Here is a 19,114-nt window from a genome sequence, read left to right on the forward strand (position 1 = left end):
TATCAATACGCGATTATGTTTTAGCTGCAATAAGAGCTGTCCTAAGTTCATTGTTGCAACAATTTATCGTGACAACTATTCATCGTGACAGCAATTCATCGTTACAGTGATTCATAGTGACAACAAAAAGAGGCTCAATGGTAACTTCCTAAATGAGCAACTGAGAATTTAGAGGGAATGGATAGAAAAAAGTTCGCGTGTTTCAAAAAAGAAAAGACGCGCAGCCTTTAAAGAAAATGCGCGTTTTCTGAGGACTAAATAGAATAAGTCACATCCAATTCATGAGAGGCTTTATTATCACTGCACTTATGATTAATAGTAGAACGCATGCGTTTAAATTGGCTTGGGGTCATATTAGTGAGTTCTTTAAACTTACGGCAGAATGCGCTGTGATCGGCATAGGCACATTTAATGGAAATATCCGTAATCGAATAGTCCTCTTCTAATAATTCAATTGCGTGTTCAAGGCGTTTCTTCTGAATATATTGTTGAGGCGTAATATGAAAGACGGTTTTAAATTGACGATTGAGTTGTGACAATGACAACCCTGAAATTTCAGCCAGTGTCGTTATTTTAATGGCAGTATCAAAATGCTGGCTAATATAGTGTTCAACGCGCCCCAATTGACCATTTAATTTGGGACTCACTGATTTTTCATCCTGCAAATCCACCGAAATTCCCGCAACACCGATAACCTGATTTTTAGTATCAAAAATTGGCACCTTGGTTGTTAAACACCAGCCTAATAATCCTGCCTTATAGAGATGCAACTCCAATTTATTGATAACACTTATTTTTTTCTGCATAACCAAATAATCTTGAGAACTGTAACTCTGGCCTAAATCTGCATGGAAGATATCTTCTGCAGTTTTTCCTATTACGCCATTTGGTTGATCAACTTTGCACCGTTTAGCCAAGTTTTCATTGGCAAGTAAGTATTTGGCATTACGGTCTTTGACGAAGAAAGTCACATTAGGAAGCGTATTAATCAGTGGCATCACTAATCCAAGATGATTTAACAAATTATTAATATTATCTACGGGGAAAAGCATGTTTTCCTGACTAATCAACAACAGTTTATTTAAATCAATCATATTGCGCTCCAATGCATTCAACTAATTTTAATAGTTATCTGAAATGTTTTTAAATTGTGCAGAAATACGCATGGGTTGATTCGAAAGATATCAAGAGTTGTTTACATAAATCAAGCATTCTATTAACAAATGATATTAATAAGGATGAACTGATGCAGAGTAAATATAAGAAAATTGAAGTCATTGACTCTCATACCGCAGGGGAACCGACACGTTTAGTGATTGAGGGTTTTCCTGATTTAGGGAATTCAGACATGGCGTCGCGCCTACAAAAATTACGTACAGAATATGATCATTGGCGCTGCACGACAATTTTAGAACCGCGTGGAAATGACATTTTAGTGGGCGCATTACTTTGCAAACCAGTGAATCCGAAAGCTGCCGCGGGGGTGATTTTCTTTAATAACGAAGGCTACCTAGGCATGTGTGGTCACGGTACCATTGGTTTGGTCGCATCATTGCATTACTTAGGGCGCATAGGTTACGGGGAGCATTTAATTGAAACCCCTGTCGGGGATGTGACCGCTAAATTACATGAAGATGGTAGCGTGAGCATTCAAAACGTTTACGCATACCGTTATCGCAAAGCCGTTCAAGTCAACGTGCCGGAGGTTGGGCTAGTGACTGGGGATATAGCATGGGGCGGAAACTGGTTTTTCCTCGTCGAAAATTCACCACTCGCTATCTTGTATGGGAACGCGAAAGCACTGACTGAAGTTTGTTTGAAAATCAAACAAGCCCTCGTTGACCAAGACATTTTTGGTAAAGATAACCAAGAAATCGACCACATCGAACTGTTTGGCCATTGCGAAAACGCAGATAGCCAAAGTTTCATTTTATGTCCGGGCGGTGCCTATGACCGTTCTCCTTGTGGCACAGGGACGAGTGCAAAGCTGGCGTGTCTTGCGGCAGACAACAAACTCGCGGAAGGCAAAATTTGGCGTCAGGCAAGTGTCATCGGTAGTCAATTCCAAGCTAGCTATCAGCATGCAGATGCTAAAGGCATCATCCCGACTATTCGCGGAAATGCTTATATCAGTGGCGAAAATACCTTGTTGATCGATGAAAACGACCCGTTCCGTTTTGGGATCACGGTGGAGTGAGGTAAGCCATGGATAACAAATATTCTGTGATTGTGGTGGGTGGTGGCATTGTCGGACTTAGTATTGCGTTATCTGTCCAGAATCAAGGCACAGACGTTTTATTGGTCGACAAAAATCAAATTGGTTCTGGTGCCTCATTTGGTAATGCGGGGCATATCGCCACGGAGCAGGTATTTCCTGTGGCTGACCCTTCCGTTTTGAAATCAATTCCTAGCATGTTGCTCGATCCGTTAGGCGCACTGCGTATTGATTGGCGCTATATATTGCCGCTGACACCATGGTTACTGAAATTGTTGGGCAATATGCGCCACAAACCGTTTATGCATATTCACCACGTTCTCTCCATGCTCAATGGGGCGTCACTGGCTTCATGGCAGGCATTTTCTAAGCAGTGGCAGTTAGAGGATTTAGTCAAAATCCAAGGTTCTTTGCTGGTGGCTGAGAAACAGCCGACCCTCGAAAAACTGCGTCGCCACGGTGAGTATTTAAATAGCATAGGGGTGCATAACCAATTATTGGATCAGTCCCAATTGTTGGCGCAACAGTCTGAACTTGCCAATAACCAAATTGGTGGATTGTTCTATCCCGAGACTGGGCATGTGGTGGATCTCGCTTTAATGCATGAGCGCTTAACCCAAGCATTTATACAGTTAGGGGGGAAAGTACTAACTGAGTGTGAAGTCACGGCGATTGATTCGTCATCAGCGAGCCAAGCACGCTTGACTACATCACAAGGCGCATTTATCGCCGATAAAGTGGTGATTGCGGGTGGCGCATTTTCGAAATCGTTAGTGAAGATGGTGAGCCGCATTAATGTGCCGTTAGAAACGGAGCGCGGCTATCACTTGATGCTACCGAATGAAAAAGGGCGTTTATCAATCCCCATTTCCAGTATGGATCGTCGTTTTATTATGACGCCAATGAACGGTGGGTTACGTCTTGCAGGTACGGTGGAATATGCAGGGCTAAAACGCCCGCCGAATATGCAGCGCGCTCGTCACTTTTTACCGTTGGCTAACCCCATGCTAAAAACGCCATTGAATAGCCAGAATACCAGTGAATGGATGGGTTTTCGTCCCACTATCTCAGATTCCTTACCGGTCATAGACCAAAAAGGCCCGTATGTGTTTGCTTTCGGGCATCAACATTTAGGGCTAACACAAGCGGCAATTACCGCAGATATCGTCAATAACATGATCCACGGGCAACCGACACCGCTCGATTGCTCGCCTTTTTCGATTAAGCGCTTTCTTTAATTCAGGAGAATTATAATGAATTTCCATGGCATCCTTGTTCCGTTAGTGACTCCGTTTCATGATGATCTTTCATTGAATATCACTGCGTTAGCAGAGTTAACCGAAAAACTGATCGCCAGTGGTGTAACTGGGTTAGTTGTCTGCGGCACCACGGGTGAATATTACGCGTTAAATGAAGATGAACGTAAAACCGTATTAACTACGGTCAGTAAAATTGCAAAAGGGCGAGTGACACTGATCGCAGGGATTAATGACTTATCTACCGAGGGCGCAATTAAACGCGCAGCACAAGCGAAAGAATTGGGCTACGAAGGGCTAATGCTGTCGCCACCACCTTACAGCTTGCCGGATCAAAACGGCGTCTATGCTCACTACGAAAAAGTAGCTAAGTCCACCTCGTTACCGATCATTATGTACAACTTCCCAGCCCGTATTGGTATCGAAATTGAGTTAGATACCGTGGTGAAATTGGCTGAAATCGACAATATCGTCGCTATTAAAGAGAGCAGTGGCAGCTTTAGCCGTGCTCTGCATTTGTTACAAACGCCATTTAAAAACTTTGAAGTGATTTGCGGTTGTGATGACCAACCTGTGGATTTTTTCTTCTGGGGATCGAAAAGCTGGATTGCCGGTGCGGGTAACGTTTTCCCAGCAGAGCAAGTGGCGATTTTTAATGCCGCACAAAAAGGAGATTGGGCGAAGGCTAAGCAGATTATGCAAGAGATTTACCCAGCCATTTATTCTATGGAGTCAGGCAATTATAACCAAAAAGCCAAAGCGGGTTGCTTAAAAGGCACCTTTAACGTGGGGCCAGTTCGCTTGCCTCTGTCAAATATTAGCCAGCAAGAACGTCACGAGTTTCTTGCGCTGATCAAACCGTAGGGAGGTTGACTATGTTGGTCACCAAAGAGCAGATATTTGAGCGAGCAAAACAGAGCCAACTGTGGGCGGGGAATTTAATTGCGGGCTACCAAAGTGGCAGCGCCAAACTCAAAAATTATACGCCTATCGATAATAGCGCGATTGGCTATATTGCGGATGGCAGCGCGCAAGATGTTCATGCAGCCGTGAATATTGCTCGAGAAACCTTTGAAGAAGGATGCTGGAGTGGGTTATCTCCTCAAGAACGTAAGCAAGTGATGCTGCGCTGGGCGCAATTAATTGAAAAGCACAGTGAAGAGCTGGCGGCCTTAGACTGCGTGGATGCGGGGAAACCCATCACGGAATGTCTGAACACGGACTTACCTGCGACAGTGGAAACCTTCTATTGGTATGCGGAAGCCATCGATAAACTGTTCGGTAAAATTGCCCCAACGGGCCGCCAAGAAATGGGACTGATTGTTCATGAGCCGATTGGCGTTGTGGGCGCAGTTTTACCGTGGAACTTTCCTGCTCAAATGTTTGCGTGGAAAGTGGCACCGGCCTTGGCTGTCGGGAACTCGGTGATTGTCAAACCCGCGGAGTTAACTTCCTTGAGTGCCTATCGTATGGTGGAACTGGCTTATGAAGCTGGCGTACCTAAAGGTGCTCTGAGTCTAGTATGTGGACTGGGTGAAAAAGTCGGGGAAGCCTTAGGACGCCATCTTGATGTGGATGTGGTGTCATTTACCGGTTCAACAGAAGTGGGGCGTTTATTCCTGAAATACTCCGCGGAAAGCAACTTAAAAGAGATTGTCTTGGAATGTGGCGGAAAAAGTCCGCAAGTGGTGTTTGAGGATGCTGACTTAGATGCCGCTATTCCACATATTATGGCAGCCGCGTTCTGGAATATGAGCGAAAACTGTAGCTGTGGCTCCCGTTTAATTGTGCATGAAAATGTCAAAAAAGCCCTACTTGAAAAGTTAACCGCAGCGGCGTCAACATGGCAGGTGGGTGACCCTCGCGAGGCAAGGGTTTCTATTGGTCCAATGATTGAACAGGCGCATTTTGAAAAAGTGAAATCGTTTTTAGATACCACCGTTAAAGAGGGTGGGAAATTGGTGACAGGAGGAAAAATACGCAGTGATCTCGGCTCAGGATGGTACATCGAACCCACTATCTTTGATGCCATTACGCCAGAAATGTCTCTCTTTCGACATGAAGTTTTTGGTCCCATTTTAGCCGTCACATCGTTTAAAACCGATGACGAGGCGGTCAATTTAGCCAATGACACTCACTACGGATTGGCTGCATCGTTTTATAGCCAAAATATCCATCGAGTGATGAATATTGCACGTCGTATCAATGCGGGGACGGTGTCTGTCAACGGATTTAGCGAAGGCAATATCACCACGCCATTTGGTGGTTTCCGTCAGTCAGGTTTTGGTGGAAAAGACAACGGCTTAGAAGCCTTTGAGCAATACACCCAAACGAAAGTTATCTGGTTTATCAATCAGTAAAATGACATTGACCTGAACCTTGCGGGGTTCAGGTTTCGACCCTTGCAAATACACAAATACAATTACAATAGTCGAGGAGTACATATGGAAGCCATCGTTAATACCATCGTTGGTTACATCTGGGGTAATGCTCTCGTATTCTTATCTCTGGGTGTCGGTCTCTATTTCACATTAGCAACACGCGGTGTTCAGTTCCGTTACATCGTAAAAATGGTCTGTTTATTAAAAGAAAATAAAGCATCAAAAGACGGGATATCCTCATTCCAAGCCTTCTGCTTAGCATTATCGGGCCGTGTTGGGGTCGGTAACATTGCAGGGGTAGCAACGGCGATTGCAGCAGGTGGTCCCGGTGCAATTTTCTGGATGGTGGTTATGGGCTTACTCGGAGGTGCTAGCGCCTTTATTGAGTCTACACTGGCGCAGATTTATAAGCAGCGCTCTGATGATCAATATCGTGGTGGTTCGCCGTACTATATTGAAAAAGGATTGAAATTAAAGCCTTTTGCTATCTTTGTTGCGGCAGTGATCTGTTTATCTTACGGTGTGTTGGTACCGGGCATTCAAGCCAATACTATCGCTGATTCGTTCCAAACGGCATTTAATATTCCACCAATGGCAACAGGTGCATTAGTGACGGTATTAATGGCATGGTTGATTTTTGGTGGTGTGAAACGTATTGCTAGCGCAGCCGATAAAATCGTTCCTATCATGGCATTAGCCTACATCGTGATGATGGTGATTATTCTGAGTAGTCACTGGGATAGCGTACCAGGCATGTTCGGCTTAATTTTCCGTAGTGCGTTGGGAATGGATGCGGTATTTGGGGGGATCGTAGGTACAGCAGTTTCATGGGGTGTACGTCGTGCTGTATTCTCGAACGTGGCAGGGGCAGGTGAAGCGACATTTAGTTCTGCGGCAGCCGAAGTCAGTCATCCGGTAAAACAGGGGCTTATCCAAGCATTCTCTATCTATATTGATACCGTGGTGGTGTGTACGGCATCGGGCCTGATGATTTTAGTCACCAATATGTACAACGTGTTCCCGGATGGTTCGGCAATTGCGTTGGTGGAGCATGTGCCAGGCGTCGCCGCAGGAACAGCATGGACACAAATGGCAGTTTCTACGGTATTTACATCGGCGGGGGCTGGGTTTGTCTCTATCGCGGTGTTCTTGTTCGCATTCACAACGCTCATGGCTTACTACTATATTGCAGAAACTACCATTGTTTACCTTGATCGTAAGCTGAAATACCCAGTGCTTAAGCTGATTTTGAAATTCGTCTTCCTAGTGATTGTCTTTATGGGAAGCGTACAGTCAGTCAGTATTATGTGGGGGTTGGGTGATATCGGTTTCGGCAGTATGAGCTACTTAAACTTGATTGCGATTGTTTTCTTATCGAAACCCGCTTTAAGAGCGTTACGTGATTTTGAAAGACAAACTAAATTAGGGGTTGATCCGGTGTTTGATCCGAAAGCCGCGGGGGTAGAAAACGCAGAGCTATGGGAAGAAATCAGTCGTGAATATCATGCGAAAGGCGTTGGGATTGATAAAATCGATGGGTCTGGGAAGATAAACGAGAAATTACTTAAGGAAGAATAACTTAGATTAGAAATGGCGGTGAGGGAGGGATTCGAACCCTCGATACGTTGCCGTATACACACTTTCCAGGCGTGCTCCTTCAGCCTCTCGGACACCTCACCGTTTTTTCTATCTAAAACAACTGTAGAATTTGCGATACAAAACTTGTCCTACAACGGGGCGCTACTATAGGGAAAAGAGCGCCTTCCGTCAACTCCCAATTAAATAAAAATCCACTTTTTTCTATCGTTTAGCTAAATAAAAACCAATTTGGTTACTCTCTAATCTTGATCAATTATTATTGATTAGAAATTGATAATAAATTGTTTATTTAAACTTCAAGCAATTAATCCAGATTCCGTTAACTCCTTAACAAAATCCTCATCTTATGGAGATAAATATGTGGTATTGACTTGAAAATAAATACCATTACGCACACTCTGGTGGAAACCTATAAGGAGTTGCCATGAATATTTTATTTTACCATCCATTTTTTGATGCCAATCAGTGGATTGATGGCATGCGTGCTCGATTGCCTCAAGCCAATATTCGCCAATGGAAGCCGGGAGATACCCAACAGGCAGATTATGCCATGGTATGGCTTCCTCCTTATGAGTGCCTTGCGGGTCGTCAAGACTTAAAAGGAATTTTCGCATTAGGCGCAGGTGTAGATGCCATTCTAAAGCAAGAGCACGATAACCCGGGAACCTTACCAGCAGGTGTTCCGCTGATGCGTTTAGAAGACACGGGTATGGCTATCCAAATGGAAGAGTATGCCACTGCAAAAGTCTTGTATTACTTCCGTCGCATGGATGAGTACCGTCAGCTGCAATCCCAGCGTCAATGGAAACAACTGCCAGCCTACACCCATGACCAGTTTGTGGTGGGCGTGATGGGAGCAGGGGCGTTAGGTCAAGCAGTGGCCAAACGCTTAGCCAGTTTTGGTCTTAAAGTCAGAACGTGGAGTCGCTCAGAAAAGCAGATCCCAAATGTGAAAAGTTACTATGGACAAGACCAGTTAGCGGATTTCTTATCAGGAACCCGCGCGATTGTTAACTTGCTACCAAGCACACCAGAAACGGTGGGTATTTTGAATCACCAATTATTCAGCCAGCTGGAACAGAACGCCTATATTATTAACCTCGCCCGAGGTGCGCACTTAATCGAGCAAGACTTGCTGGAAGCGTTAGAAAAAGGGCAAGTTGCAGGGGCGTCTCTCGATGTTTTTGCCACTGAGCCACTGCCGCACATGCACCCATTCTGGACACATCCGCGCATCGCTATTACGCCACACGTTGCGGCGTTTACGTTGCCGAATGAAGCGATGGATATGATTGCGAGCAATATTCAGCGGATTGAAAAGGGTGAGCGTCCAGAAGGCGTGGTTAGTTTACAGCAAGGTTATTAGTTTCCCGCTCTAGCTTTAGCCGTCACGTTGTTGGCTGCGTCAGCACACCCTAGTCACATACTTGTGTATGCTCCTAGGGATGTGCTTTCTTGCCGCCTAGTGACAACAAAAACTCGTTAGGGAAATGTTCGCTATATTTATGCACCTCGCGAATTATTTTGAGGATGCTTTGGTTATCTGTTATCTGATTTTTTAAGAATTAGTCACTATTCATCATTGATGTCTTATCTCGATTGCTCAAAGCATGGGTTTTCTGTTTTTTCAGGTATACTGCATCGCATAATGATCACGAAATAGTGATTGCAGGAAAATCGTTAACAGGAAGAAACCCATGAATGAATTCTCAATCGTCTGCCGTATTTTAGGTACCTTATTTCAACGCTCTCCAGACGATGCGCTTGTGAAGCCTCTTATCGATATGATTGCTCAAGATAAGCTCAAAGCCTCATGGCCGTTGGAGCAAGATGAGCAGTGGGCAAAAATGGCGAAGGCAGTTGATCACAGGGCTATCACGGCGGATTATCAATCGATGTTTGGTAGTGAACCAACGGTTCCTCCTTTTGCTCACCGCTATGATGAAGAAATCACTGAAGCGGAAATTCGTGAATTCCTAGTGACCCGTGGAATGACCTTAACTGGTGCCCCAACGGATGCATTTGGTGCGCTATTGTTAGCCGCATCATGGTTAGAGGACCAAGCCGCTGAAGATGAAACTGCCGCGCAGGAAGAACTATTCGACAGCTATATTCTGAGCTGGTATGGCGCATTTCTGGGGAAAGTTGAGGCTCATGCGACAACACCGTTTTACCGTACATTAGCGCAAATTACCCGCGATGCCGTGATTGTACTGCGCGATGAGTTAGAATCTGACTCAGAAAGTGATGATAAGTAAGTGACGCTGTCACTTAAAAGCTAATGAGAGAGGACAGACACTGAACCGCCTTCTCTCATCATAGGTTAAAAGGATGGACACAATGACCTCGACAAAACTTCACGGCTTGATGTTGCTCTTTATTTCACCGTTAACACTGGCGCAAGTGGATAATGATTTGCCTAACTATGATAAACGCATGGTTAATTACAGCACGGAATTTCAATTTGACCCGCTTTACGGAAAAGTAAAAGAGTTAACGCAAATCATGAACGATGAAAAAGGGCTCAGCAAAAGAGTGACTGTGTCTTTTAATCTCCATGGCTGTCTCAATAATTTAAGTTATTACAATAGAGACAGTGGAACAGCATTTGTGATTTTCAGAAAGTTTAAGCAGCTTTATTACTTAATAGATAAACAAAAATTCAAAGGTTATGGCATCGATAAGATGTGTAATTTACAAACCGGAGAATTGCAAGATTGGAAATATTATTACCGTGATGGTCTTATTAATAAGATCACTCAAGGGAAGAAAGATATAGCGACATTTATTTATGGTGAAAATTTTTTACCAATAGAAACGACGTATTTCAATGAAAATGAAGTCATGAATACAAAAAACGAATACTTTTTCACTAATGGCTTAGTCACTAAAATTCTTTTTCATACAACGAAAAATCAGCAACCGTTTATCGAAATTACTCAAAAATGCACTCATTATGATGACCATAAAAACCCAACTGCCTGCACCAGTGAGGTAGCATACAGTGATGGGCGAGTAGAAAAATTCGATTATGAATACAAAACGAGTTATTACGAGTGACCATTTAGCATTAAAGACAAATGACGTTTCAATAAAAAAGCAACCTATCATAAAGGTTGCTTTTTTTCATTCTTCGATTATCAATTTATCAATCAAAAATATTTATGGTCAATTAATCAACCATTGGGATAACTAATTTACCCGGTTTGATTTCTAAACCTTTGGCAAGTTTTTTCGCAGTCGCTTCTGCGGCGCTGTTATCAGGGTTGAGCACATAAACCGGTTGAGTCGCGAAGAAGGTATCAAGGGAGCTGTTTAAATACGGGATCACCACGGAAATGGCGGTTTCCATATTTTCTGGTGTAATTTTATATTGGGTAATTTTCAGCTCTTTCAAATAGATAGAGCCTGTTTGCGCATCAAAAACAGGGCGTGCAGTTAAGGTCAGTGCAATATCGGCGGCCGCAGCACCAAGTAGTGAATTCATTGTAACAGTGGCTTCGCCTTTTAATGCAATAATGCCCGGCTCGCTACGACCAATTTCTGACTGCAAGTTATGCAAGGTGATATCTGCATCTGCAAACCCAGTAATGCCGATATTATTTTCGTATTTAACCTTGGTTGAAAGGTAACTGTTAATTTGTGATTCACTGATAGTAAATTCGGTTAATTTGTCACAACCCGTGAGAATAAATAGCAATCCAAAGATAGATGCCAAGAAAATGTTTTTCATAATCACTCCTTTATACAGTAATAACCCAAGTGTAACGTATTACTGCCCGCTCAACATGACTGTTTCAATTTTTTTACGGTTAAATTGGCGATGAAGCGCCCACAAGGTGATAAAACCAATAGTGCCGAGCAAGAACCAAGGAAGCTGAGGTATATTCCATTGGTGCCCAATATCGTACATCCAACCGCCACCGGTATAGCCAACCGCGCCACCTAGCGCAAGACCAAGCCTGCTAAAGCCCATATAACTACCACGAGCGCGAGGGTCTGCAAGGGATGCGCTCAGGGTTTCACGAGCAGGATCCGCGGTGATAGTGCCTAAATAGAAAATACCAATCAACACAAACAGTATATTGACCGACGTGGTCATACCAATAGGGAACATGCTCAGGCTCATTAAAAATAGCCCAGCCATCAAACGCTGTTCTAAGCGGAAATGTTTTTCGCTCCAGCGGGCAATTGGATAAAGCAGTGTCAGGGAAATTGCCGCTTCAATGGCGTACATCCATTTCACTGCCGTTGGAGTTCCTGCCAATTCGTTAACGGCGATAGGAAACATCAGCATCACTTGTACCGACAGCATAAAGTACCCAGAAAGCGTGATCACATAGGTCACAAAGCGGGTGTCTTTCAAAACGCGGCGCATCCCATCTCGAATAGGGGCTTTGATGGTGGAAATGCGATAAGCAGGAAGTAACCAAGCATTAAGTAGAGCCGCAATCACAAATACCGCCGCGCCAGCCCAGCAAACATAGTGGAAGTCATACTGCAAAAGCCAGCTACCAATTAATGCCCCAATCACCGCACCAGCGCTGTCCTGCATAAATAATAAGGAGTAAAAACGCCCACGCTCATAAGGGCGGGTCAATTTAATCACTAAAGCCGTGCGAGGAGGATCAAACAAGGTGCCGCCAAGGGCAGACAACACACAAGAAAGCCATAACACCCAAGGGTCATAAGCCAAAGCCATCAACACAAAACCCGCGGCACGCAACAGCATCCCGATAATAATTAACGGTTTTGCACCAAAGCGGTCGGCAATCGCGCCCCCAAAAATCCCAAATCCTTGCTGAACAAATTGACGTAATCCAAGGGCAAACCCAACCACCACAGCCGCCCAGCCAAGCTGCTCAACAAAGCGAATTGAAATTAAAGGGAAAACCACGAAAAAGCCAAGAACAACCAGCATATTATCGAGTAAAAGGAAATATTTGCCGAGGCTTCTTGCCCGTGATACCTGCGCCATGAAACACCATAAAAAAGTAGTAACGGAAGGAATGATTCTTATTAATAGTATCAGGAGTTTGGCGGGAATGATGGGGGGTTGTCCATGATATTTTTTTATCGATAAATCCGTCATATTTCAAGCCGTAGCTTCGTTAGCTGCGTTCTCTCGCCTTCGTCACATACTGGTGTGTGCTCCAAGGGACTCACTCATTTGCTGCCTACCTCTAATGTGAACTATTTAGGATTTAGGGTGGGTGGATATTTCCCATTATAGGGGGGCGCTCGCTAATGGGTCACTATATCACCAGAATGATAATGATACTCATTATGATCTTGATAATTATTATCACTAATGTATATTTCAAGGCTTGTTAATATTTGTAAGGGAAATGAGTACGTAACCAATAAATAAATAAGGTTTTTCGAACGAGTTGCATCTATGGCATTGCACTTAAATTTACTTTAAATGCATAAATTGAAAAGTATAAAAAATATACCTTAATATTTTTATACGCTATTTCCTCACGTCTATTTAATCATCATTAATTAATGAAGGCATTACTTAAATGATATTTCAAAATAAAAACATAATTAGTTTAATCATTATATGTTCTACAAACACAGCCTTAGCAAATCAAACCAATACCTCGACTCAAAAAGATAAACTTCTCGTCACAGCCAGCAAAATAAAGCCAAATAGCAAGCAAATAGACGCCAATGATATTTCTACCGTAAGAGGAACAACCAATTCAGATATATTTGCTAATAAAACTTCATTGCAAGTTAATAATGCACGAAATGAAGCGGGTGCATTAGATATTGGTATTCGCGGGTTACAAGGGAATGGACGAGTGCCAATTATCATTGATGGCAGTTTGCAATCAACCAATACATGGCGTGGTTACCAAGGAAGTACAGATAGAACTTATGTGGATATGGATTTAATCGATACAATTGAAATCGAAAAAGGGGCTTCTATGAGTAAATTCTCAGGAGGAGCCATCGGAGGTACGGTTAAATTAAAAACACTATCAGCAAACAGTATTATTCCTCAAGGTGACCAATTTGGTTTCTTATTTAAGGGGAATATTTACAATAATAACCGACGCCCAACTATCGCTTCAGATGAAAAGGGGGAGTCTGGGTATCGTGTTTCAAACGGCGTTAAAAATTCACATTTTAATAATGGCTCTATCACGACTGGGGTTGCATATCGAAATGATAAATTTGATATATTACTGGCACATAGTGATAGAAAACAAGGGAACTTCTTCGCCGGTAAAAATGGTTATCATAAATACGAAAATACAGATACTCCTATTAAACCAGGGCAAGAAGTGGTTAATACCAGTTATGAAAGCCAGTCAACATTATTAAAAACCAATATTTATCTTAACCCATACTCAAGTATTGAATTAAATTACCGCCATCATGAACAAAAGGCTGGTGAGGTTTTAGCGGCGTATTGGTATCAATACGATGGGAAAATGCCACAGTGGTCTTTAGGTACCGCAGATATTGATACTGCCTCTTTAAATTATTCTTATAAACCCGATTCATTATGGGTAGATATGAATTTAGGTCTATGGTGGACAAAAGGGAAATTTAAACAACGTAATGGCACAACGGATGATGTTACCGCTCACTATGGTAATCAATATCAGCACCGCTACACTGATGAGCGAGTGGGCTTTAATTTAGAAAATACGTCTGAGTTTGCAGATTATCCTATCGATATCACTTACGGTGTGGAATATATGCAACAAAAATCAAAGCCATTGACTAAAACCTATCAACCGATTTGGACTCCAGAGGGAACAATACCCGGTGAGGAGTTAGACCCTGTAACGCGTAATGCTAAAGGAACGAATAAATCGGTCTTTACCAATATGGCATACCAAGGGGAGTGGGTGAGTACTTTAGTCGGGTGGCGTATTCACGCTTTCGATGTTGATGACCATGTTTTAGGTAAAAGTATTAGCTACGGTCCGAAAAATGATTTAATGGGGGAGCTGCGTTTTCATGTGACTGACGAATTTGATATTTATACAAAATATTCTGATAGCTATAGAGAACCGAGTTTATTTGAAACCACTGTATCAGGACAAACCTATTCATATTCTCCAGATGTTCCATTAAAACCAGAGCATGCCAAATCATTTGAGGTTGGGATGAATGTAGAAAAAGAAAACCTTATATTTGATGAAGATAATACTAAATTACGTGTGGCTTATTTTAATAATGATATTAAAGGGTATCTTTCTCAAGGTGTAAACCCAACAGGGGTTTATTCTCCATATGTGGTGATGAAAAACTATGATAGTTTTAAACTCTCAGGTTATGAAATTGAACTGCAATACGATTCTAATTATACATTTGGCTCATTCGATGCAACTTTTTATAACAATTCTGAGTTATGTTCAAGAGATGAAATGGAGTTAGGTCGCCTCCCAACCGCATGTAATTCTGTTGGGTTTGCTTGGGGGTTATCACCTTCTCGGATCCCACCGAAAAAAGTTGTGACCGGAATTGTTGGGGTGAAAATGTTTGATCAAAAACTACAAACAGGTTTACGAGTTCGTTATAACTCAGGCAAAGATTACCCTCATGAGTGGCTAGCGGGAACTGCTGCTGCCCCAGTAACTAAGCTGTACTCAACCACTACATTTGATTTGTTAGGCCAATATCATGTTTCGAAAAATATTCATGTGAATTTTAATATTGATAACCTAACTAACCGCTATGCATTTGACCCAGGAACTGTGATTTATATGCCTATCCCAGGGAGAACGTTTAGGCTTGGTTTGGAAGCGAAATTTTAGTTAATATCGTGATTATTACCTTAGGTTTGTATTAGCCTAAGGTAATATAGAATTCTTTACCTGGTTTTAATGGATCGATTTTTATAATTTTTGTGATTATTCAATTGGACAAGTAAAACACGAAATAGGCGTGTTTAGGGTTTATCTGTAAACATCAATCGTGTGTTTTTACGTACGATATGAAATAAAACAAAACCAACCGCTCAAAAAATGACTTAATTATAGAGAGAATTGAATTAGTTAAGTGATAAATTTAAGTTATAATTCAAACATCGAAAGTAAGACTGGTAACACTACTAATTAAGGGCTAGCGATGTTTGGTTATCGTTCAAATGAACCCAAAGTACGTCTAATGACTGACAGAATGATTATCCGTTTAGCCTATGAACGCGATAATTATCGACTAGCAGACTATTACAGCTTAAACAAAGAGTTCCTGACGCCATGGGAACCCATCCGTGACAGCTCCCATTTTAACCCTTCAGGCTGGAACAATCGCCTACATGCCATGAGCGAAATGCATCGCCAAGGCAGCGCGTTTCATTTCCTTTTACTGGATAAAGATGAAAACGAAGTGATTGGTGTCGCGAATTTTAGCAACATTTTACGCGGCTCTTTCCATGCGTGCTATTTGGGTTATTCGTTGGGTGAAAAATGGCAGGGACAAGGGCTGATGTATGAATCTTTAACCCAAGTTATTCGTTACATGCAAAAACACCAAGGCATGCATCGTATCATGGCAAATTACATGCCCCATAATATGCGCAGCGGTAATTTGCTCACTCGCCTAGGTTTTGAACGTGAGGGTTATGCAAAGCAGTATCTCGAAATTAATGGGGAATGGCGCGATCACGTCTTAACGGCATTAACCGACAATGAATGGAAGTCGGCCAAAGCCTAAACATTTACTCTACAATCGTAGTCAGTCTTGTCATCCGCTGTTAAACTGCTGCGATTGTCTTCTTTTAGTCTAGCAATCATGAATTTATTAAAATCTTTAGCGGCAGTCAGCTCGATGACGATGATGTCACGGGTTTTAGGCTTCATTCGTGACGCCATTATTGCCCGTATATTTGGTGCTGGGGCGGCATCCGATGCCTTCTTTGTTGCCTTTAAACTCCCAAACTTATTACGTCGAATTTTTGCGGAAGGGGCGTTTTCTCAAGCGTTTGTTCCCATCCTTGCCGAATATAAAAACCAGCAAGGCGAAGAAGCCACGCGAACGTTTGTGGCCTATATTTCGGGGATGCTCACGTTAGCATTAGCGATTGTGACGGTTGTCGGCATGTTTGCTGCACCGTGGGTTATCTATGTTACGGCACCGGGTTTTACCACGGATGCAGATAAATTTGCGCTAACGACAGATTTATTGCGCGTGACGTTCCCTTATATTTTCTTGATCTCATTGGCATCATTAGCGGGGGCTATCCTTAATACCTGGAACCGCTTTTCGGTACCAGCGTTTGCACCGACATTATTAAACGTCAGTATGATTTTCTTTGCGGCGTTTGCTGCGCCGTATTTTGACCCGCCGATTATGTCTCTTGCTTGGGCAGTTCTTGTGGGTGGTGTGCTGCAATTGGGTTACCAATTACCGCATTTAAAGAAAATCGGTATGTTGGTGTTACCGCGTTTATCGTTCCACGATAGTGGCGTTTGGCGAGTGATGAAGATGATGGGACCGGCGATTATCGGGGTTTCTGTCGCGCAAATTTCATTGATTATCAACACGATTTTCGCCTCGTTCCTGCAATCCGGTTCGGTATCATGGATGTATTATGCAGACCGCTTAATGGAGTTACCTTCAGGGGTTCTTGGCGTTGCACTGGGTACCATCTTACTACCATCACTCTCTAAAAGTTTTACTAGCGGAAATCACCAAGAATATCGCCATTTAATGGATTGGGGATTACGTTTATGTTTATTATTGGCACTGCCGTGTGCGGTGGGGCTGGCGATGTTATCCGAAGCGTTAACGGTTTCACTTTTCCAATATGACAAATTTACCGCTCATGATTCTTTGATGACCCAGTATGCATTAATGGCCTATTGTGTGGGCTTAACGGGGATGATCTTAGTGAAGATTTTGGCACCAGGTTTCTATTCTCGCCAAAATATACGTACTCCGGTAAGAATTGCGATCGTCACACTAATTCTGACCCAGTTAATGAACTTAGCGTTTATTGGGCCTCTGCAACATGCAGGTCTAGCGCTGTCTATTGGGCTAGCGGCCTGTTTTAACGCAGGTGTTCTGTATTGGCAATTACGCAAGCAAGATATTTTCCAACCACTAGCAGGCTGGCGTGGTTTCTTGGTTAAGTTATTTGTTGCTTTGGCGGTGATGGTGGTGGTGCTATTTGGTGTGCTGCACTTTATGCCACCGTGGCAAGACGGCAATATGCTGATGCGTATGTTACGTTTGATGGGCGTGGTGATTGTTGGCGCAGGTAGCTACTTTGTGTCGCTGTATCTATTAGGCTTCCGCCCGCGTGATTTTATGAAACGTAGTATTGCGTAATTCTTAATCTCCACATGTATTAAACTTACATCGAACAAACTCCCCCCTCAATCGAGGGGGAGTAGACAATTTACGGATGATAAGCGCGCTCGCCATGGGTGGTAAGGTCCAGCCCATCGCACTCTTCTTCTGGGGAAACCCGCAGACCAACCAGTTTATCTGCCAGTTTAAAGGCGATAAATGCCACAACACCTGACCATGCAATGGTGACCACAATACTCTCAAGCTGAATAAAGACTTGGTGGGATAACGTGACGTTGTCACGATAGCCGAGTCCTCCAAACAGTGTTGATGTAAATACGCCTGTGAGTACGCAGCCAACAATACCGCAGGTGCCATGGATACCAAAAACATCGCACACATCATCGGCTTTTAACCAACGTTTTAAGACGACAACGCCCCAAAGCCCAATAATCCCCCCAACAATACCTATAATTAATGCGCCGATAGGGCCGACAGTACCAGCCGCTGGCGTGATAGCGACTAACCCAGAGATACAACCGGAGCAGCTTCCGAGCATGGAGGGTTTTCCTCGCAGTAACCATTCCGTGAATGTCCATGAAAGGATAGCACCCGCTGTTGCAATCACGGTGTTAATAAACGCCAGTGCGGCAATATTATTGGCACTACCAGCGGAACCTGCGTTAAAGCCAAACCACCCAATGTACAGCACGGCGGTACCCATAAAGACCATCGGTAAGTTATGGGGCTTTAGCACCACTTGGCTGTAGTCACTACGTTTACCCAGCAAATAGGCACCGACCAGTGCAGCGACAGCGGCATTAATGTGCACTACGGTTCCGCCTGCAAAATCGAGAGCGCCATCATCGAACAGCCATCCACCTTCAGCCCACACCATATGCGCGATAGGCACATAGGAGAAGGTGAACCAAATCACGGTAAAAATAAGAAGAGCAGAGAAACGTACGCGCTCACCGAGTGCTCCGACAATTAACGCGAGGGTAATAACCGCAAATGAACCTTGGAAGGCAACATGGATATACCGATTAATGGAGCCTGATAAATCATCGATGGACATCGCGTTTAGAAACGTTAAAGAGCCATCCCCAAAGATTTTATTTCCAGCGGTGAAGGCGAGGCTGTAACCAAATACAAACCAAAGAATAATTACCACACTAAAAATTAGCATCACTTGGGTGATCAGCGATAATACGTTTTTACTGCGTAATAATCCGCCATAAAACAGCGCAATACCGGGAATGGTCATAAAAAATACCAACGCTGTACAGATCAACATAAAGGCGTTATCGGCTTTATCAACTGCATTCACTTCCGAAGCATAGGCGGGAAGTGCGAAATAACTTAAAGCGAAGAGTGCGGCAGGTAACCATAATCGTCTCATC

General features: G+C 43.2%; 15 protein-coding genes and 1 tRNA gene. 11 read left to right on the forward strand and 5 right to left on the reverse strand.

Translation table 11 applies throughout. The annotated features are described in order from the left end of the window. Nucleotides 1-254: 254 nt before the first annotated feature. On the reverse strand, nt 255-1,094 hold the full coding sequence (locus tag LDO73_RS08235) for an AraC family transcriptional regulator (RefSeq protein ID WP_224060971.1): 840 nt from the start codon (nt 1,092-1,094) through the stop codon (nt 255-257). Nucleotides 1,095-1,246: 152 nt separating this feature from the next. Between LDO73_RS08235 and LDO73_RS08240 the strand changes: the two genes are divergently transcribed. From LDO73_RS08240 to LDO73_RS08260, 5 genes are all read left to right on the forward strand, one after another. Then, nucleotides 1,247-2,197: a 4-hydroxyproline epimerase gene (locus LDO73_RS08240; RefSeq protein WP_224060972.1), complete on the forward strand. Its 951-nt coding sequence runs from the start codon at nt 1,247-1,249 to the stop codon at nt 2,195-2,197. Between the two features lie 8 nt (nt 2,198-2,205). Further along, nucleotides 2,206-3,453 (forward strand): NAD(P)/FAD-dependent oxidoreductase, encoded by a 1,248-nt coding sequence (locus LDO73_RS08245; RefSeq protein WP_224060973.1) that lies wholly within the window; start codon nt 2,206-2,208, stop codon nt 3,451-3,453. Nucleotides 3,454-3,468: 15 nt separating this feature from the next. Then, nucleotides 3,469-4,335 carry a 4-hydroxy-tetrahydrodipicolinate synthase gene (gene dapA, locus LDO73_RS08250; RefSeq protein WP_132495848.1) on the forward strand — a complete coding sequence of 289 codons (867 nt, stop codon included), beginning with the start codon at nt 3,469-3,471 and terminating at the stop codon, nt 4,333-4,335. 11 nt (nt 4,336-4,346) lie between these two features. Continuing rightward, entirely contained in the window at nt 4,347-5,831 is a 1,485-nt protein-coding gene (locus LDO73_RS08255; protein ID WP_224060974.1) for an aldehyde dehydrogenase, read from the forward strand. Nucleotides 5,832-5,915: 84 nt separating this feature from the next. Continuing rightward, nucleotides 5,916-7,430 (forward strand): alanine/glycine:cation symporter family protein, encoded by a 1,515-nt coding sequence (locus LDO73_RS08260; protein ID WP_224060975.1) that lies wholly within the window; start codon nt 5,916-5,918, stop codon nt 7,428-7,430. 13 nt (nt 7,431-7,443) lie between these two features. Here the strand turns inward: LDO73_RS08260 and LDO73_RS08265 are convergent. Next, a tRNA-Ser gene (locus LDO73_RS08265) sits at nt 7,444-7,531 on the reverse strand. Nucleotides 7,532-7,875: 344 nt separating this feature from the next. On the opposite strand from LDO73_RS08265, the gene ghrA reads away from it, so the two are divergent. The 3 genes from ghrA to LDO73_RS08280 all read left to right on the forward strand — a co-directional run bounded on the left by ghrA (nt 7,876) and on the right by LDO73_RS08280 (nt 10,511). After that, on the forward strand, nt 7,876-8,817 hold the full coding sequence (gene ghrA, locus LDO73_RS08270) for a glyoxylate/hydroxypyruvate reductase GhrA (RefSeq protein ID WP_224060976.1): 942 nt from the start codon (nt 7,876-7,878) through the stop codon (nt 8,815-8,817). Between the two features lie 331 nt (nt 8,818-9,148). Next, nucleotides 9,149-9,709, forward strand: a complete 561-nt coding sequence (locus tag LDO73_RS08275; RefSeq protein WP_224060977.1) for a TorD/DmsD family molecular chaperone — start codon at nt 9,149-9,151, stop codon at nt 9,707-9,709. Nucleotides 9,710-9,791: 82 nt separating this feature from the next. Further along, entirely contained in the window at nt 9,792-10,511 is a 720-nt protein-coding gene (locus LDO73_RS08280) for a YnfC family lipoprotein (protein WP_224060978.1), read from the forward strand. A 112-nt stretch (nt 10,512-10,623) separates the two neighbouring features. On the opposite strand, the gene LDO73_RS08285 is transcribed toward LDO73_RS08280, so the two are convergent. Together LDO73_RS08285 and mdtH are read right to left on the reverse strand one after the other, a co-directional pair. Then, nucleotides 10,624-11,184, reverse strand: coding sequence for a lipoprotein (locus tag LDO73_RS08285; RefSeq protein WP_224060979.1), 561 nt, complete (start codon nt 11,182-11,184; stop codon nt 10,624-10,626). Between the two features lie 39 nt (nt 11,185-11,223). After that, complete coding sequence (gene mdtH, locus LDO73_RS08290; protein ID WP_224060980.1) at nt 11,224-12,429, reverse strand: multidrug efflux MFS transporter MdtH; 1,206 nt, start codon at nt 12,427-12,429, stop codon at nt 11,224-11,226. 547 nt (nt 12,430-12,976) lie between these two features. Here mdtH and LDO73_RS08295 point away from each other — a divergent pair. The 3 genes from LDO73_RS08295 (at nt 12,977) to murJ (ending at nt 17,750) form a co-directional block, all read left to right on the forward strand. After that, a complete protein-coding gene (locus LDO73_RS08295) occupies nt 12,977-15,232 on the forward strand; it encodes a TonB-dependent receptor domain-containing protein (RefSeq protein ID WP_224060981.1) in 2,256 nt (751 codons plus the stop codon). 313 nt (nt 15,233-15,545) lie between these two features. Beyond that, nucleotides 15,546-16,133: a ribosomal protein S5-alanine N-acetyltransferase gene (gene rimJ / locus LDO73_RS08300; protein WP_224060982.1), complete on the forward strand. Its 588-nt coding sequence runs from the start codon at nt 15,546-15,548 to the stop codon at nt 16,131-16,133. A gap of 78 nt (nt 16,134-16,211) precedes the next feature. Further along, nucleotides 16,212-17,750 (forward strand): murein biosynthesis integral membrane protein MurJ, encoded by a 1,539-nt coding sequence (gene murJ / locus LDO73_RS08305; RefSeq protein WP_224060983.1) that lies wholly within the window; start codon nt 16,212-16,214, stop codon nt 17,748-17,750. Between the two features lie 70 nt (nt 17,751-17,820). On the opposite strand, the gene amtB is transcribed toward murJ, so the two are convergent. Then, nucleotides 17,821-19,113 carry an ammonium transporter AmtB gene (gene amtB / locus LDO73_RS08310; protein WP_224060984.1) on the reverse strand — a complete coding sequence of 431 codons (1,293 nt, stop codon included), beginning with the start codon at nt 19,111-19,113 and terminating at the stop codon, nt 17,821-17,823. Nucleotide 19,114: the final 1 nt, after the last annotated feature.

It is taken from the genome of Providencia alcalifaciens (assembly GCF_915403165.1).
Classification (GTDB): Bacteria; Pseudomonadota; Gammaproteobacteria; order Enterobacterales; family Enterobacteriaceae; genus Providencia; species Providencia alcalifaciens_C.

Excerpts from the sequence above, each read along its gene's own strand:
- LDO73_RS08255 (WP_224060974.1), top strand. The coding sequence starts at position 4,347 with ATGTTGGTCACCAAAGAGCAGATATTTGAGCGAGCAAAACAGAGCCAA.
- LDO73_RS08285 (WP_224060979.1), bottom strand. The coding sequence starts at position 11,184 with ATGAAAAACATTTTCTTGGCATCTATCTTTGGATTGCTATTTATTCTC.
- mdtH (WP_224060980.1), bottom strand. The coding sequence starts at position 12,429 with ATGGCGCAGGTATCACGGGCAAGAAGCCTCGGCAAATATTTCCTTTTA.
- murJ (WP_224060983.1), top strand. The coding sequence starts at position 16,212 with ATGAATTTATTAAAATCTTTAGCGGCAGTCAGCTCGATGACGATGATG.
- LDO73_RS08245 (WP_224060973.1), top strand. The coding sequence starts at position 2,206 with ATGGATAACAAATATTCTGTGATTGTGGTGGGTGGTGGCATTGTCGGA.
- LDO73_RS08240 (WP_224060972.1), top strand. The coding sequence starts at position 1,247 with ATGCAGAGTAAATATAAGAAAATTGAAGTCATTGACTCTCATACCGCA.
- ghrA (WP_224060976.1), top strand. The coding sequence starts at position 7,876 with ATGAATATTTTATTTTACCATCCATTTTTTGATGCCAATCAGTGGATT.
- dapA (WP_132495848.1), top strand. The coding sequence starts at position 3,469 with ATGAATTTCCATGGCATCCTTGTTCCGTTAGTGACTCCGTTTCATGAT.
- amtB (WP_224060984.1), bottom strand. The coding sequence starts at position 19,113 with ATGAGACGATTATGGTTACCTGCCGCACTCTTCGCTTTAAGTTATTTC.
- LDO73_RS08280 (WP_224060978.1), top strand. The coding sequence starts at position 9,792 with ATGACCTCGACAAAACTTCACGGCTTGATGTTGCTCTTTATTTCACCG.
- LDO73_RS08275 (WP_224060977.1), top strand. The coding sequence starts at position 9,149 with ATGAATGAATTCTCAATCGTCTGCCGTATTTTAGGTACCTTATTTCAA.
- LDO73_RS08295 (WP_224060981.1), top strand. The coding sequence starts at position 12,977 with ATGATATTTCAAAATAAAAACATAATTAGTTTAATCATTATATGTTCT.
- rimJ (WP_224060982.1), top strand. The coding sequence starts at position 15,546 with ATGTTTGGTTATCGTTCAAATGAACCCAAAGTACGTCTAATGACTGAC.
- LDO73_RS08235 (WP_224060971.1), bottom strand. The coding sequence starts at position 1,094 with ATGATTGATTTAAATAAACTGTTGTTGATTAGTCAGGAAAACATGCTT.
- LDO73_RS08260 (WP_224060975.1), top strand. The coding sequence starts at position 5,916 with ATGGAAGCCATCGTTAATACCATCGTTGGTTACATCTGGGGTAATGCT.